The organism is Tenacibaculum holothuriorum (assembly GCF_002120225.1).
Classification (GTDB): domain Bacteria; phylum Bacteroidota; class Bacteroidia; order Flavobacteriales; family Flavobacteriaceae; genus Polaribacter; species Polaribacter holothuriorum.
This window is the reverse complement of record NZ_LAPZ01000013.1, coordinates 95,964-111,992: the sequence shown is the minus strand read 5'-3', so window position 1 is coordinate 111,992 and position 16,029 is coordinate 95,964. Positions and strand designations below refer to the sequence as shown.

The following is a 16,029-nucleotide window of genomic DNA, read 5'->3' as shown; positions in this document are numbered from 1 at the left end:
GCAGTGACTGTATCTTGAACTGTGACTGTAATTACTGGAGAATATACTGTACCAAATATTCCGTAATTTATTACTGCTCTGAAATAAGTTGTAGTTGTAAGGCTTCCAATAGTAATTCCAGATAATGTAGTAGTTGCAGCCATAATATCAGTAATGCCACTAGCAAATGTTGGACTTTCTGATTTCTGCCATTTCTCTACACTTCCTCCAACTACACCAAAAACACTAATATCAGCAGGTAAGTCTCCATCACATATTATTTGATTAGAGCTTACACTTACTCCACATAAAAAATCTATCTGAACCTCTATAGGTGCAGATGTTACAGTTCCACAAAGTTGAGAATCTTGAACTTCAACTTTATAGAAACCTGGTTGCAAACCTGTATAACTTCCATCTGTATCTCCATCTGTTTGAGGCGAGTTAATATATGTTCCTCCAGCCGTAGTTGAATACAATAAATTATATGTATATGGAGCTACTCCTGCAGAAGCTACAGTTGTTAATGTTCCATTGTTAAGTCCAAAACAACTATTGGTCGTTATTAAAGGTGATAAAACAGTTGCTGTAGCTGCATTAACTTCTATATTCACCGTATCGGTAGCATTACATGTAGATGCTACTCCATTTATATCTGGAAAATTTAACACCCATTGCAGCGTTATTACATCATTATCTAAAACATTTGAACTAAAAGTTATATTTGATTTTGGGTTTTTATTATTAGAAAAAGTCACATCACTTGCGTTTAAAGCAGCATTAGTACTACTTACAAAACTCCAAGTTCCTGTTCCTGATGTAGGAGTTTCAGCATCTAAAGTTCCTCCTACAATACACATTGAAGTATCTGTACCAGCATTAGATTCTGGTCTTACAATAATCACCATATCATCAGATTTCCTACAAGTATTAGTACCATTATCTGTTTCCCATCTAAAGTAATAGGTTCCTGGCTGTGTTAATCCATTTACTTGTGTTGTTGCTAATTGGTTATTATCAAATGTTGGTGTAGGTACTCCAGACGTACTTAATGATGAAATGAAACGCCATCTACCTCTATTTGGAGAAGTAACTGACGTTGCTGCCATATTAGGAGTAGTTGTTAAATTACACACCTCAATATCAGAACCAGCAATAGCATCTGGAGCTTCAAAATTTCTTACAGTCACTGTATCGTCAACATCTAAACTAGGACAAGCTGGGTCTGAGGGTAATCTATATTCAAAAATATACTCATAATTTGGTTCTATTACAGCAGAAGCTATATTACCAGATGTACCTCCATTTGGATAAGTTATTGTTGGAGTTGTAGCTCCAGCAGGTGAAGAGCTAATGTAATGCCATGTTCCATTTGAACCTAAAGTTCCTTCCAGTAATACTTGTGTTACTCCACATAAGTTAATTACCCCACTATTATTACCTCCTGCGTTTGCGGGAGCAACTACAGTGATAGTTACCAAATCTGAATTCACCAAATTATTACAATTCGGTTTACTTGGATCTCTAGGTGGTTCATTAGGTGATGTTGTCCATTTAAAAACATAAGTACCCGTTACTAATCCTCTAATTTCTGTTGTAGGATCTGAAATGTCAGTTATTGATGGATTATTAGGTCCCGATTCAAAAGACCAAACTCCCATTCCTTGAACTACTGGAGTAGCCTCTAAATTTCCACTATTAGCACAAATCGTTTTATCTGCCCCTGCATTTGGAGCAGTAGGTTGATTAGCTATGGAAAAACTCATTTTGTCATTGGTAGCACAACTGGCTGTTGAAACCCTCCATTCAAACTCATAAATCCCATCACTTAAATTTTGTATTGTTGCATTAGGATTATTGACATCTGAAACCATAGCAAAATTCCATCCTCCTGAGCCATAAGTTTGCACCCATTCTCCTTGGCTAACCGGTGTAGCAGCAGATAACGTTATTGTATTTGACCCACAAATATCTTGATCAGCTCCAGCGTTATAAGGTGTATTTGGTACTATAGAAACAATTACAGTATCAGAAGTTGTGTTATTAGGACAAGCTGCTCCTCCATCTACCGACCATCTATATACATAATTTCCTTCTTGTAAACTAGTTATCGAAGTAGTTGGATCGTTAATATTAGTTATATTTCCTCCTATAGGACCACTAACTTTCACCCATTCTCCAGTACCGCCTGTAACTATAGTAGCTGCTAAATTTACAGTACTTGCAGTTGTACAGATATCATCTCCCGCATTTGCTGCTGAGGGACCATCATTATTATTAACAGTTAGCGTAACTGTATCTGTTAAATTAGTACATCCATTGGTTAATTCGTATTGAAAAGTGTATTGTATATTTTTTTGTAATCCATTTACAATTGCTTTAGGGTCTGTTTCTGAAGAGAAAGTCACTCCAGCTTCATTTCCTGCTGGATTGGTAGAAATTAATGACCATTTTCCTCTTTCATTTTCTAATAAATCTCTTCCATCTAACTGGTAAGCACCTGCACAAATAGTTACATCACTACCAGCTATATTAGTATATGTTAATGTTGAATTAGAAACAACTACTTTAACCTCATCTGAATTTGAAGAAAGCAACTCACCTTGAGGACCCGAAGAAATTGACCATCTGAAATAATAAACTCCATTAGATAAATTAGTAACTTTAGTAGAAGCACTATTAGGATTCTCTATAATTTCTGATGATCCAGTTGGACCACTAACTTTAGACCAAGTACCAACTCCTTGAATTACCGTATTACCAGCTAAACTTACTTCATTTGGTGGAAAAGAACTAGAACAAATAAATTGGTCTGTTCCTGCATTTGCACCCTCGGCAGTTCCTGAAATTTTAACCATAATATCATCAGACGCTGTGGTACAACCTATATCAGTTGATCCTCTAGGTTCTCTATATGCTCTTACAACATAGGTTCCTATTCTTGTAAATTTTCTCGTAAAACTATTTCTAGTTCCTAAATTTATAATACCAGTTGTAATTGGTCCTGAAACTATTTGATATCTTGTTGGGACATTAATTCTAGGATTTTCTTTGGTTATTCCAAAAGTCACATCTACTTCATTTTGAGCATTTAAAGTAGCAAAAATGCATTCAGATGGAGTTCCATCATCAGTTAACTCGACAGATAATGTATTTTTTACAAATCTAACTCTAACTATATCAGAATCTGTGCAAAGCCCGTTAGCACTTGTTACTGTATATCTAAACCTATATGTTGCATTATTTCCTCCTGCAGTATTACTTAACCCATAAACAGTTGGAGTAAACAATGTACTTGTAGTTACAGTAGAAGAACTACTAAAACTAGCTGTATTTCCTGGGTTATTTACTATTTCCCATTGCACTGTTTCACCTGGCTTTAGAGGAGGTTCACCATCTAAATTTAATTGAGTTACAGAAGGATCACATATTCTAATATTTCTATTTGGTAATAATGTAGTTGCATTAGTTACGCTTCCTGCTGGATCGGGTACTGTTATTGTTACTGTATCTTCTCCATTTACACAAGGACCACTAACTTTCCATTTAAATTCATACACTCCTTCTATTAAACCACTTACTGTTGCCTGATTATTATTAACATTATTAAACGTTGGTGTACTAGGCCCACTTACCAATTCCCATTGCCCTAACTGTCCTCCTATATTAATTCCTCCAAAAGATGCATTAAATGTATGAGATGTATTTACATCAAAACAAGAAGATTTAGTAACATCAGGACCCGCTTCTACAGGATCTACTCCTCCTATATTTGTAACTGTAATTCTTGAAACACCGTCACAAGTTGATGAATCACCATCACTAACTCTCCATTCTAAAGTTGTTTGCCCTGCATTTCCTTCTCCTAAATTTATCGTAGTAGAGGCAGAAGAAGGATCAGTGATTGACACTCCTGCATTATTGTTTCCTATAATACTCCAAGTACCTGTAAAAGTAGGAGGACCAGTAGGAATTGTTCCTGAAATTGGATAATTTCCTGGACAGCCTAAAATATCAACTCCAGCAGAAGCAGTAGGAGCATTTCTTACTGTTATAGAAACATCTTGAGAAGTTGGTAATCCATTATTACAAGTAACAGTTAGCCTAAAAACATACGTATTTCCTCCAGTAGCTCCAATTATTAAAGGTTTATATATAGTAGAGTCACTAAAATTGATGGGAGGCCCAGATACTTGAGTCCATTGAATTGTAGATTCATTAACTCTATTATTTCCAGATCCATTTAATTCAATTTCTTCACCTTCACAATAAGTTGTAGCTGCTCCAGCGTTTACACTACAATTTGGGCTCGTTTGCCCAAATAATTTGTTAGGAACACTATAGAGTATTAGTGCAATTAAAATTAACAGGTATTTTTTTTTCATGGGAGATTAGTTGGTTGATTTCATATTTAAATACACTTCAAAAAAGAAAATATCCTAAAAACCCTTTAGCTATATGCTAATCAGTGATAACTAGATATAGTTATCCACCTATTTAAGTTTATATATTTAGAAACAGTTCCTTTTAAAAAGTCACTTTTCTTTATTTTTTTCTCAAAAAAATTATCGATTCCTCAATAAACCTTAACTTCGAGATACTTTTCAATAAACTTAATTCAATAATAATTTTACGTTTCATAAATTTCGGGGGGGGTGCTTTTTTCTTTAAAAATATGTTTTTTTTTTGAAGTACCTTCTGATTTTCAGGAGTTTTTTTCCTAAAAATAGAAAAGACCTTAAACTTATGTCTAAGGCCTTTTCGTCTAACCAAACTTAGTATAAAAACTAACTACTACTATTTTTAAAAACTATTCTTTTATAAGAGGAGTTCTCCTTTGGGAAAAAATCTGTTCAGATTTAAGGGGTAAAACCTACTCAGAGAACTTTTAAGGGAAAATATTATAAGGGGTATAATATTTCTTTATTTACACAATGAACTTTTAAACTCAACTAATTACTTATTGTTTTGTTTACACTATTATGACACTCTCTTTTTTAAAAAGTCACTTCAAAACAAAAAAAAACTCAAAAAAAATATTTTTTTGAGTTTTCTAGTATAAATATTGCCTTAAAACTACTCTATGTTCGGGAATTGATTTATCGTACTCTTCTATCAACATCTCCAGTATTTCTGGGGGATTAACTCCTATTTCTTTTTTTGAATTAAATTTAGAAACATATAAATTATACGTTTCAGAATTACTGTTTATTTTTTTTTCAAAAATTAAAAAATGTTGCGAATTTAACTCTGAAAAACATATTTGGTTACCCGAAAAAGCTTCAGATTTATCTTCTATGAAATCTGAAAACTCATAATACTTAAAAACATTTTCCATTTTAAACGATTTCTGCTGAGAGTCCTAATTGTAGTAATTTAGAACAACGTGGTTCTAAATCTTTATACTCACCAGTTTTGACTGTACATTTTCCTTTATAATGTACCAAAATTGTGCATTGTTCTGCTTGCTCTAAAGTATGATCGCAAACACTTACTAAACTATCTATTACAAAATCGAATGTATTTACATCATCGTTATGTAATACAATTTCGTGTTTTTTTGTTTCTTGTATTAAGACGTCTAACTCTTCTTGTATCTTTTCTATCGTACTCATTGTCTTTATTTTTTATAACGTAAAGCTACCCAATTATTACGTTCGATAGTTTTTTGCAAAGATAATCCATATTTTTCAACCTCTTCGTTTATAATAGGGATATCTTCTGTGTAGAAACCACTTAGCAACAATACTCCATTTGAATTTAAACACGAAGTATACGTTTTCATATCATTCAATAAAATATTACGGTTTATATTGGCTATAATAATATCGTATTTTCTTCCTTCTAACAATGAAGCTTCTCCTTTATATGCTGTAATATGTTTACAGTTATTTCTTTCTACATTTTCTTTAGTATTCTCATAGCACCATTCATCTATATCAATAGCGTCTAAAGGTTGTGCTCCTTTCATCTCAGCAAAAATGGCTAAGATACCTGTACCGCAACCCATATCTAGAACTTTTTTCCCATCAACATCTAAATCTATTAAATGTTGTACCATCATGTGTGTAGTTTCATGATGTCCAGTTCCAAAGCTCATTTTTGGTTCTATAACAATATCGTATGGTAAGTTTGGATTTTCATGAAAAGGTGCTCTTATGCTTACCGTTTCATCTACTTGAATTGGATTAAAATTCTTTTCCCACTCTGCATTCCAATTGGTTTGTTCTATTTCAGAAAATTCGAATTTAATATCAAATTCTTCTGATTTTAAAATAAAAACATCATCTAGAATACTATCATTCCATTCATTTTTTTGAATATATGCTACTACTCCATTTTCATTTTCTACAAAACTTTCAAAACCAACACCACCTAACTCAGCAATTAAAATCTCAGTAGCAGGTTCTTTAGGTGCTACAGTAAAGTTATATTCAATATATATGTTATCCATTTTTGCTCTCTAACTAACTTAAATTGCTTTAATGATTTGGGTAAAATCGTCTACTTTTAATGAAGCTCCTCCTATTAAACCTCCATCTACATCTGGTTTAGAAAAAATTTCTTTGGCATTATTTGGTTTTACGCTTCCTCCATAAAGTATAGAAATAGAATTTGCTACATCTTCTCCATATTCTTTTACAAAAAGATTACGGATAAACGCATGCATTTCTTGAGCTTGCTCTGGACTTGCAGTTTCTCCTGTACCAATTGCCCATACTGGTTCATAAGCCAAAACTACATTAGTAAAACTTGTTTTATCTAAATGAAAAAGTGCTTTTTTAATTTGATCTTCAACAACTTTAAAATGACTATTACTTTTTCTATCTTCTAACAATTCACCAAAACAAAAGATAGCTTCTAATCCTTTACCTAAAACTGTGTTTACTTTTTCGGCTAGTAACTCATCAGTTTCTCCAAAATAGGTTCTTCTTTCTGAATGCCCTAAAATTGCAGTTTTTACTCCTACACTTTCTAACATATCTACAGAAACTTCTCCTGTAAAAGCACCTCTCTTTTCTTGATGTACATTTTGAGCAGCAACTTCTATTTTAGATTTTTTAGTTCGATTTACAGCTGCTCTTAAGTTGATAAAACTCGGAGCTATAATTACTCGAGTGTCGTCTTTTAACTTAAGCTTTTTTACTTCTTTTTTTAATCCTTTGATTAGCTCTTTAGCTTCATCAAGATTTTTATTCATCTTCCAGTTACCTGCAACTATCTTTTTTCTCACTAAATTTAAGTTTTAAGTTTTTATTTATCAAGGTTATAAACTCACTATTAACCTTCTTTTATTGAAAAGCTAAAATACGTTATTTTTCTAAGCTTTGTTTAATTAATTTATCGGTTGGTCTCGTAGCTTTAAAGAGTACTATTTTCCCTTTTTCATTTATTACCATGTATCTAGGAATCCATCCTAAATTTAAGAAATTTCCAAAAGCACCTTTCCACCCCGATTGTATTAAATAATGCTCGCCTTTTACCTCTAATCTTTTTATTCCTTTCAACCAAGAATCGAAACTTCTGTCTAAAGACAAATGAAGATAAATTACATCTTTAAATTCTTGTTGAAGTTTCTCTTCTTCAGGTAAAGCTTCTATACAATCTGGACACCAAGACGCCCAAACACTTATTAAGATTTTCTTCCCTTTATATTTTGATAAGATTTCTTTAAACTCAATATTCTTTTTTTGAGTAGTAATAAAAACATCGTGAAGTGCTTCTTTTGAAAACTGATTTGGCACTTCTCTTGAACACGCTAAAAAAAGAAATGGTAATAGTAAAAACAGAACTCGGTTCATTAATCTATTTTTTTCTGAATAGTTTCTGAAACCTTAGACGTTTTATATACCAAAATATTACCACTTTCATCAACTACTAAAAACCTAGGAATTGTCTTTAACTTTAAAAACTTCCCCAAAGCTCCTTTTCCTTTCTTAGGAATGTAGTAATGTTTTCCTTTCACTTTTAGGTCTTTCAAGCCTCTTTTCCAATCATGATAAGAATGATCTACCGACAAGAAAATATATTCTACATTTTTATTTTTTTGCTGAAATTTTATAACATCATCAAAACTATCTTGACTCACTGGACAGTAGCTAGCATAGACCTGAATAAACTTTTTCTGTTTTTTGTTTTGATTAATTACATCCTCAAATGAAATTTCTTTTCTATCTTCAGTTAACAAAATTTCATTATTCGCATTTACATCAAAATTTTTAGGTTGAAAAATTGCACAACTTGTAAATAACAAGAGGCTTGCTATAATTATAATTACTCTCATTTTATTCTAATCTTATTCTAGGGTCTAACCAACTATACAGAACATCAACAATAATATTTATCAAAATAAATAATGTTGCCACTACCAATACGCTTCCCATAATAACTGGTAAATCGAGTGTATTTAACGAGTTTACGATTTCTTTTCCTAATCCGTTCCAGTTAAAAATATACTCTACAAAAACTGCTCCTGCCAACATTGATGCAAACCAACCCGAAATTGCTGTTATTACAGGATTCAATGCATTTTTTAGCGCATGTATTTTTATTATTTGAAATGTAGACAGTCCTTTGGCTTTTGCTGTTCGTATATAATCTTGATTAAAAACTTCTAACAACGAGTTTCTCATTAATTGAATTACTACTGCCAACGGACGAATTCCCAACACCAATGCTGGTAAAATTAAATTCTTCCATTTTATATAGGTTCCTTTTCCAAAATCATCTACTTCATATAAGCTTCCTGTCATTTCTAACCCTGTATAGTTATGCAATACAAATCCGAAAAACCATGCGAATAGTATTGCTGAAAAAAACGATGGAACACTCATACCAAACGTACTGAGAACAGCGATAATCCTATCGAAAAAAGTGTCTTTAAAAACTGCTGAAATAATTCCCAAAACAATTCCTAATGCCAACGCAATACTAATAGCTGCTATCGCTAAAACTGCTGTGTTGGGTAAGGTTTCTTTAATTACTTCTGACACACTTTTTCCGTTCTTTTGAAAAGACTGTCTTAAATATGGATATTTAAACACCATATCATAATTACCCACTGTAAAAAGTTTAGTTCCGCTATATTTTTCTAACGAGAAAAAAGTGTAATTATTAGCATCAGTACTATGAAAAGATATTGGAGAGACATCATTTACATAATACGCATACTGGGTTAGTAAAGGTTTATCGAAACCATATTTCTTACGAATATTTTGAAGTTGCTCTGTATCTTCTCGTTGATCTAGCATCATTCGAGCAGGATCTCCTGGTAAAATATTGAACAATAAAAAAATTACGGTTACTACCCCGAACAAGGTTAAAAATCCGTAAAATATTTTGCTAAGTATATACTGAAACATATCTAACAAAGATAACAGAAAGTGTTAAAAAAGTGTACTTTTGTACAACTTTTACAACAACACATGACAACACAACAACTCGTTACTCAAATCAAAAAAAAGAAATCTTTTTTATGCATTGGTTTAGATGTAGATTTAGATAAAATTCCTCAACATTTATTACAAGAAGAAGATCCTATTTTTGCATTTAACAAAGCTATTATAGATGCCACACATCATTTATGTATTGCTTACAAACCCAACACTGCTTTTTACGAAGCCTACGGAATTAAAGGTTGGAAAGCTTTAGAAAAAACGATTAATTATTTAAACGAAAAGCATCCAGAAATTTTTACAATTGCTGATGCAAAACGTGGTGATATTGGGAACACCTCAACTATGTACGCCAAAGCTTTTTTTGAAGATTTAGCATTCGATTCGGTTACTGTAGCTCCTTATATGGGGAAAGATTCTGTAGAACCTTTTTTAGCTTTTGAAAACAAACATACTATTATGCTAGCTCTAACTTCTAATCAAGGAGCTTTCGATTTTCAAACACTAAGTGTAAATAATCAAGAATTGTATAAACAAGTTCTAGAAACTTCAAAAACTTGGAACAATGCTCAGAATTTAATGTATGTAGTAGGTGCTACTAAAGCAGAATACTTAGCAGATATAAGAAAAATTATTCCTGAAAGTTTTTTATTAGTTCCTGGTGTAGGTGCTCAAGGTGGAAACTTACAAGATGTTTGTAAATACGGAATGACAGACACTGTTGGTTTATTAATCAATTCATCTCGTGGAATTATTTACGCTTCAAAAGAGAATAATTTTGCTGAAGCTGCTGCTAAAAAAGCTAGCGAGCTTCAACAGCAAATGGAAGCAATTTTATCCGCTTAATGATATTTAAAGATCAAATAAATAGAGTTTTTGAACTTCATAAAACTCCCAAAAGAATCATCTCTCTAGTTCCAAGTCAAACAGAATTATTAGTTGACTTGGGATTGGAAGAACAACTTGTAGGAATTACGAAGTTTTGTGTTCATCCTATTCATTTACGAAAAACTAAAACCATTGTTGGAGGAACAAAAAACATTAAAATTGATACAATAAAAGAGCTTCAACCCGATATTATTCTTTGTAACAAAGAAGAAAACACCAAAGAAATTGTTGACGCTTGCGAACAAATAGCTCCTGTGCATGTTGCAGACATTTATACTTTAAATGATGCCAAAGAATTAATATCTCAATATGGAGAGTTATTTTCACGTAGAACAGAAGCTTCAAAAATCAACATAAAGCTAGATTTTAAACTCAACGATTTTAAAAACTTCATTAAAGATAAAGAAGAAAAAAAAGTGGCATACTTTATTTGGAGAAAACCATGGATGGTTGCTGCGAACAATACCTTTATCAATCATATTTTAGAATTGAACAAATTCAAAAATATTTACGCAAATAAAGAGCGTTACCCAGAAGTTGAGTTGAAAAAAATTAGTTTAGAAGGCGACCCAGATTTGGTATTCCTTTCTTCTGAACCTTATCCTTTTAAAGATGAACATGCTTTCGAAATAGACAGGCACAGTCACCACGCCAAAACAGTATATGTTGACGGGGAACTCTTTTCTTGGTACGGAAGTAGATTGTTAAAGTCTTTTGATTATTTTAAACAGCTACGCAATAGAATTTGATGTAATGTCTTTATCAAGATATTTTAATCTGTTCAGTTTTTCTAAAACTTTCATTGCTTTAAAAGCCGAACGATCGCTCTTGCATTCGTCTTCATACTTATAATCATTAGCTCTTTCAATCAATTTCCTGTATCTCTCTTCAAGATGCTTACGGTATTTAAATAATTGACTGACTCTTGACATTTTTACTTTGGTTAAACGACAACATAAATATACATAATTATTTGATTTTCAGTAAAATATTTAACTCATTATTTATAATTGGGGATTTTTCCTATAAAAAAAGCTTCCTACTAATAGAAAGCTCTTGTAATATTTTAAAATAAAAATAAATTATCTGTTATCCTGTAATGCAAATACTTTACGTAAAAGAGCTGTATTTCTTAGTCCTACTTTTTCACGTATTCCTTTTTCTTCAACAGCAATCATAGTAAACACTCCTTTTAAAGCTTCGGTAGTTACATAATCTGTTAAATCTGGATTCACTTTTTTTACAAATGGAATACTATTGTATTTTGTAATTAAATCTCCCCAAATCTTATCAGCTCCAACTTTAGCAAATGAATTCTTAATCACAGGATTAAACTGATTGTATAACGCTGTATTTGTTTTTCCTTCTAAATACATTGTAGCTGCATTTTGTTCTCCTAATAAAATGTTTTTAGCATCGTTAAAAGTAATTTCTTTTACTGCATTAACAAAAATAGGAGTTGCCGTCTTTACAGCATCCTCTGCAGTTCTGTTAATAGCTCTTAGCCCTTCATCTGCTAATGAACTTAAACCTATTTTACGTAATCCTTCATCTACAACACGTAACTCTTTTGGTAATAAAATTTTCACCAAATTGTTTTTATAAAATCCGTCTTTAGCTGTTAACTTAGATACTTGGTTTTGAATACCATTATCTAATGCTTGTCGTAAACCACTACCTATTTGTTCTTGGGTTAAAACTCCTCCTTGATTTGGTAATTGATTTACTACTTTTTGTAATTCTGCACAACCAATAAATTGTAATGCTACTATAAAAATTAATACTCTTTTTATCATTGTTGTTTTATTTACTTCTTTAGATACAATAACGTTATAATAGTCACTTATTTTTTAAAACTATCTGTTTTTTTATCATAACCATATGGACAGTGTTTACATCCACTCTTACAGCAATACCCTCTTCTTAAATGAAATTGTTCTGTAAACACTTTATAACCTTGCTCATTAAGATAATAATCTCCTTCTTCTAATTCTATACGTTGCCTATACATAACTGCAAAAGTAATAGTTTTTATACACAAAAAAAGACTGCCTTTACAGACAGTCTTTTAAAATCAAAATACTAAATAAACTAATTTATAACTTTCTTCTATTATCGTCGGATTGAGTATCTATTAATTTGTTGTAAGGATCTACACCAACTTCAATAGGTTTTTCATCAACAATAATTGAAATCTTGTTATGAATTTGAGTAATCTTATGTTTCTTTAAATACAGTTCTTTTTCTTTTTTCTTACCATCTACTTCGGTTTCTCCAAAAATTCCTATATCTATATAATCAGCTAATGGAACCGAAAGAATAGGTTTTTTCATTTTTTCAGTTTTATACGAAATTGTATCTCCTACTTTTTCTCCGTAAAAGCGTTTTCCTTTATCATCATTACGATATTTAGATACGTCGAACTCAATATCTACCTGATATTTTCCGTTGTCTAACTTTTTAGAATCTACCTTAGTGATACGGTTTCTGTACAATGTAATTGTTTCAAACATGTCTTTAATTACGTATTGTAAACTATCGGGAGTAACTTCACGTATTTTATCTACCATTTCGATAGAAGTTGTATACGGAGCGTTTTGAAACTTTACTTTTTCTACATACTCTTTTAAAGCATTATTCAATTTTTCTTCACCGATATAATCACTTAATGCATAAAAAACTAACGATCCTTTTTGGTAATGAATATATCCTTGTCCATCATTATACATTAATGGCTTTTCACGTTTACGCTCGAAAGTACGTTGTGTTAAATATCCATCTAAAGCTTTCTTTAAAAACTTACGCATTTCCGATTTTCCTTCTGCATGTTCTAAGACTTTTAAAGAAACGTATTCTGACATACTTTCAGACATCATTGTTGCTCCTAAAACATCAGCACCAATTACCTGATGTGCAAACCATTGATGCGCTAGTTCGTGTACAGTAATTGCAAACGGATAATCTACTCCTGTATCTTCTTTATTCACCTCAGCAATAAACCCAACACTTTCTGAATATGGAATAGTATTCGGGAACGATTGTGCAAAACTTCCTCCTGTTTTAGGGAACTCAATAATACGAACTTGTTTGTGCTGATATGGACTAAAGTTTTTAGAGTTATAATCTAAAGAAGCTTTAATTCCTTTCATCATTCGATCTAAGTTATATTCGTGTCCTTTTTGATAGTAGATTTCTAAATTTACATCATTCCACTTATCTTTCTTAACTTGGTACTTTGCTGAATTAAATGCATAGAAATTTAAGATCTTACTATCCATTTTATAATGGAAATAACGACGTCCATCTTTAATCCATTCCTTTTGCAAATACCCTGGAGCAATAGCTATTTGATCTTCTGAAGTAGATACTGTTGCTTCAAAATCTATCCAATCTGCATCTTTAGAAATATAGGTATTTCCTAAAGCTGTACTATCTGACGGATGTGGTTTTAAATCGTTCTTTGGTAATCCGTATTTCTTACGAGTTTTATTATCGGTAAGTTCGCTTCCGTCTTGATATCCAAATCTTGGAAATAATTGGAAGTTATTAATAAACGTACCATTGTAACGCACTGGTGAATTCTTTCTAAAGAAGGTATTCTCTTTGTTTTTAACCGTAAAATTTAGTTCTAAACTATCACCAGGTTGTAACGATTTTTCTAACTGATAAATATCAAAGTTTTGAATCGTATCTTCATGAACTAAGGTTACTGGTTTATTAAATTCAAAAGTACTTGGATATGAGTTATGATCTAAGAATAAACTATCAATAGCTTCATTCGTTTTATTAATCATTTTATACGTTCCTGAAGCATTAAAATCTAATTTCTTCGGAAAAATATTCACATCTACGTTTACAGCAACAATTCTTGGTTGTGCTTTTCCTTCGTACTTTTTATAATCCTTTTCCCATTGTACTCTTTGCTCTTCTCGTTCTTTTCTTGAAGTACGTTTGTTTTTAATATTATTTTCATAGTAAAGATTTCCTCCTATTCCTAAGAAACCAATTAATAAAACAGCTATTACCCCTCCTGTTTTTACATTAAAACGTTCCTTAAATATTGATAATCTTTCTTTGAATGAATGTGGAATTCCACGTACCCAAAACAAACTTGTAAATACTAATAATATTAATCCACCTAGTAACCAATATGTTTTATAGATTAAATAGCTTCTTAAAGAAGAACCATAACCATTCATGTCTGAATATCTGAAAGATGGTCCTTGGTTATATTTAAAAATAGATTGTTCTACTCCAGCTAAAGTTAACAATGGTAAACCAATGTTTAATACTAATAAGATGAACAATCCTAAATAAGCATTTCCTACTAAAGTTTGAATAAACAATGCCATTAACGCCCAAATAGCAAAATGTAAAAACTGTAGTACAAACAATTCGTACATATAGTGCGTAATTTCAAAATTATAAAACCCTTTATAAGTTTGATAAATTACCCCTGACAACATTACTACTGCTAATAAAATTAATTGTACTTTTAATAAAGCGATTAATTTAGATAACCATAAAACCCAGTTTGGTGTTGGTGTAACATCTACTAAATGATTCGCTTTTGCCATTTTTCCCCTATGCACCAACATACCTGCATATAAAAAAGTAATTAAGTTAATTGGTAACACAAATGCACCTGTTGCACTTTGTAATGTTTTCCAAGTTACAGGTAATGTTTTAGTTCCTAAAATATTACCTACTTCAGACAAGGTTATTAACGCTAAAATTAAACCTACTAAAACAATAGCTATAAACGGTAAAGCTTTAACTATATATTTAAAATCTACTTTTGCTAATTTCCAAGCAGCTTTTAAATTTTCAACAAAAGAAAAATTATAATTTACCTTTGGTAATTGAACTCTAGTAATTCCTCCAAAATTTTTCTTTGTTACTCTTTCTCCTTTTTCCTTTTTAAAGAATGATAATGAAATTGCACTTTGACTAAATGAAAAATACTTGTAAACTAAACCAAAAACTACACCTGCAACTCCCAACCAAAGTAATCTGTTGTAAATAATTAAGCCTTTAAATGGTAGTGATAAATCATTTTGTTCAGCCAGCGTCCAATATCTTGTATAATATTGAAGTGATGCATTTCCGTAAGGGTCAATTAAACCTGCTAAAAATCGGTTTTCTTCTTCTGACAATAGTCCTTGCGTTAATCCTTGAATAAACATTAATGCAATTACAGTAATAAATCCTGCTGCAATATTTCTTGTAAAAGTTACTACTGCAAAAACAATAGCTCCAAATAAGATTAAATTCGGAATTATATATACTAAATACGAGTGTAAATATGATCCGAAATTAAAAGCTCCAACAATTTCAGAATTGGTTCCTGGTAATCTAAAACCAATCATTACTGCTAACCCAATTACAAAAACAAGTAAGGTAACAATTATCAATCCGCTTAAAAATTTTGCGAATAAATAACTTGCTTTCGTAAATGGATAAGAATATAATATCGAGTGCATTTCACTCTTATAATCTCTAAAAATAGTTACCCCAATAATTGATGGTAATAAAAAGAAAATAAGCTGCGACATTCCGTTAAACATTCCATAAATTCCCATAGGTGAATTTACAATCTTGTTACCTCCAACAGAAACTGTAATACTATCAAAAATTCCTGCAGAAGCTGCAGAGAAAAATATAGAAATTATAAAAAGTATGGCTGCATAAATATAAAACGCTGGTTTCTTAAACCAGTATTTAAGTTCGTGTGTAAATATTGTAGAAAACATAATTTTATCTTTTT

General features: G+C 31.4%; 14 protein-coding genes. 2 read left to right on the top strand and 12 right to left on the bottom strand.

Features of this window, described 5'->3' with window-relative positions:
- The 8 genes from WH52_RS12645 to WH52_RS12605 form a co-directional block, all read right to left on the bottom strand.
- On the bottom strand, positions 1-4,364 hold a 4,364-nt coding region (locus WH52_RS12645), incomplete at its 3' end, for a PKD domain-containing protein (RefSeq protein WP_449451377.1).
- A gap of 668 nt (positions 4,365-5,032) precedes the next feature.
- Positions 5,033-5,317: a hypothetical protein gene (locus WH52_RS12635; protein WP_086031321.1), complete on the bottom strand. Its 285-nt coding sequence runs from the start codon at positions 5,315-5,317 to the stop codon at positions 5,033-5,035.
- 1 nt (position 5,318) lies between these two features.
- Entirely contained in the window at positions 5,319-5,594 is a 276-nt protein-coding gene (locus WH52_RS12630) for an ATP-dependent Clp protease adaptor ClpS (protein ID WP_086031320.1), read from the bottom strand.
- A gap of 5 nt (positions 5,595-5,599) precedes the next feature.
- Positions 5,600-6,433 (bottom strand): 50S ribosomal protein L11 methyltransferase, encoded by an 834-nt coding sequence (gene prmA / locus WH52_RS12625; RefSeq protein WP_086031319.1) that lies wholly within the window; start codon positions 6,431-6,433, stop codon positions 5,600-5,602.
- A gap of 18 nt (positions 6,434-6,451) precedes the next feature.
- On the bottom strand, positions 6,452-7,213 hold the full coding sequence (tpiA, locus tag WH52_RS12620; protein WP_086031318.1) for a triose-phosphate isomerase: 762 nt from the start codon (positions 7,211-7,213) through the stop codon (positions 6,452-6,454).
- 79 nt (positions 7,214-7,292) lie between these two features.
- Positions 7,293-7,781, bottom strand: a complete 489-nt coding sequence (locus tag WH52_RS12615; RefSeq protein WP_086031317.1) for a TlpA family protein disulfide reductase — start codon at positions 7,779-7,781, stop codon at positions 7,293-7,295.
- Complete coding sequence (locus WH52_RS12610; RefSeq protein ID WP_086031316.1) at positions 7,781-8,263, bottom strand: TlpA family protein disulfide reductase; 483 nt, start codon at positions 8,261-8,263, stop codon at positions 7,781-7,783. The genes WH52_RS12615 and WH52_RS12610 overlap by 1 nt, the downstream gene beginning before the upstream one ends.
- Before the next feature lies 1 nt (position 8,264).
- Positions 8,265-9,341 (bottom strand): ABC transporter permease, encoded by a 1,077-nt coding sequence (locus WH52_RS12605; protein ID WP_086031315.1) that lies wholly within the window; start codon positions 9,339-9,341, stop codon positions 8,265-8,267.
- Between the two features lie 63 nt (positions 9,342-9,404).
- On the opposite strand from WH52_RS12605, the gene pyrF reads away from it, so the two are divergent.
- Both pyrF and WH52_RS12595 read left to right on the top strand, forming a co-directional pair.
- A complete protein-coding gene (gene pyrF, locus WH52_RS12600) occupies positions 9,405-10,220 on the top strand; it encodes an orotidine-5'-phosphate decarboxylase (protein WP_086031314.1) in 816 nt (271 codons plus the stop codon).
- Positions 10,220-11,011: an ABC transporter substrate-binding protein gene (locus tag WH52_RS12595; protein WP_086031313.1), complete on the top strand. Its 792-nt coding sequence runs from the start codon at positions 10,220-10,222 to the stop codon at positions 11,009-11,011. Before pyrF ends, WH52_RS12595 begins: the two co-directional genes overlap by 1 nt.
- Here WH52_RS12595 and WH52_RS12590 read toward each other — a convergent pair.
- From WH52_RS12590 to WH52_RS12580, 4 genes are all read right to left on the bottom strand, one after another.
- A complete protein-coding gene (locus WH52_RS12590; RefSeq protein WP_086031312.1) occupies positions 10,994-11,194 on the bottom strand; it encodes a Lacal_2735 family protein in 201 nt (66 codons plus the stop codon). The genes WH52_RS12595 and WH52_RS12590 overlap by 18 nt on opposite strands.
- Before the next feature lie 150 nt (positions 11,195-11,344).
- Positions 11,345-12,058, bottom strand: coding sequence for a DUF4197 domain-containing protein (locus WH52_RS12585; RefSeq protein WP_086031311.1), 714 nt, complete (start codon positions 12,056-12,058; stop codon positions 11,345-11,347).
- A 47-nt stretch (positions 12,059-12,105) separates the two neighbouring features.
- Positions 12,106-12,273 (bottom strand): DUF5522 domain-containing protein, encoded by a 168-nt coding sequence (locus tag WH52_RS14905; protein ID WP_158091378.1) that lies wholly within the window; start codon positions 12,271-12,273, stop codon positions 12,106-12,108.
- 85 nt (positions 12,274-12,358) lie between these two features.
- Positions 12,359-16,015 carry an ABC transporter permease/M1 family aminopeptidase gene (locus WH52_RS12580; protein ID WP_086031310.1) on the bottom strand — a complete coding sequence of 1,219 codons (3,657 nt, stop codon included), beginning with the start codon at positions 16,013-16,015 and terminating at the stop codon, positions 12,359-12,361.
- Positions 16,016-16,029: the final 14 nt, after the last annotated feature.

What these genes read in the sequence shown, in the direction of transcription:
- WH52_RS14905 (WP_158091378.1), bottom strand. Translation starts at nt 12,273, where the DNA reads ATGTATAGGCAACGTATAGAATTAGAAGAAGGAGATTATTATCTTAAT.
- WH52_RS12630 (WP_086031320.1), bottom strand. Translation starts at nt 5,594, where the DNA reads ATGAGTACGATAGAAAAGATACAAGAAGAGTTAGACGTCTTAATACAA.
- WH52_RS12610 (WP_086031316.1), bottom strand. Translation starts at nt 8,263, where the DNA reads ATGAGAGTAATTATAATTATAGCAAGCCTCTTGTTATTTACAAGTTGT.
- WH52_RS12585 (WP_086031311.1), bottom strand. Translation starts at nt 12,058, where the DNA reads ATGATAAAAAGAGTATTAATTTTTATAGTAGCATTACAATTTATTGGT.
- WH52_RS12580 (WP_086031310.1), bottom strand. Translation starts at nt 16,015, where the DNA reads ATGTTTTCTACAATATTTACACACGAACTTAAATACTGGTTTAAGAAA.
- WH52_RS12615 (WP_086031317.1), bottom strand. Translation starts at nt 7,781, where the DNA reads ATGAACCGAGTTCTGTTTTTACTATTACCATTTCTTTTTTTAGCGTGT.
- WH52_RS12590 (WP_086031312.1), bottom strand. Translation starts at nt 11,194, where the DNA reads ATGTCAAGAGTCAGTCAATTATTTAAATACCGTAAGCATCTTGAAGAG.
- prmA (WP_086031319.1), bottom strand. Translation starts at nt 6,433, where the DNA reads ATGGATAACATATATATTGAATATAACTTTACTGTAGCACCTAAAGAA.
- WH52_RS12605 (WP_086031315.1), bottom strand. Translation starts at nt 9,341, where the DNA reads ATGTTTCAGTATATACTTAGCAAAATATTTTACGGATTTTTAACCTTG.
- WH52_RS12635 (WP_086031321.1), bottom strand. Translation starts at nt 5,317, where the DNA reads ATGGAAAATGTTTTTAAGTATTATGAGTTTTCAGATTTCATAGAAGAT.
- pyrF (WP_086031314.1), top strand. Translation starts at nt 9,405, where the DNA reads ATGACAACACAACAACTCGTTACTCAAATCAAAAAAAAGAAATCTTTT.
- WH52_RS12595 (WP_086031313.1), top strand. Translation starts at nt 10,220, where the DNA reads ATGATATTTAAAGATCAAATAAATAGAGTTTTTGAACTTCATAAAACT.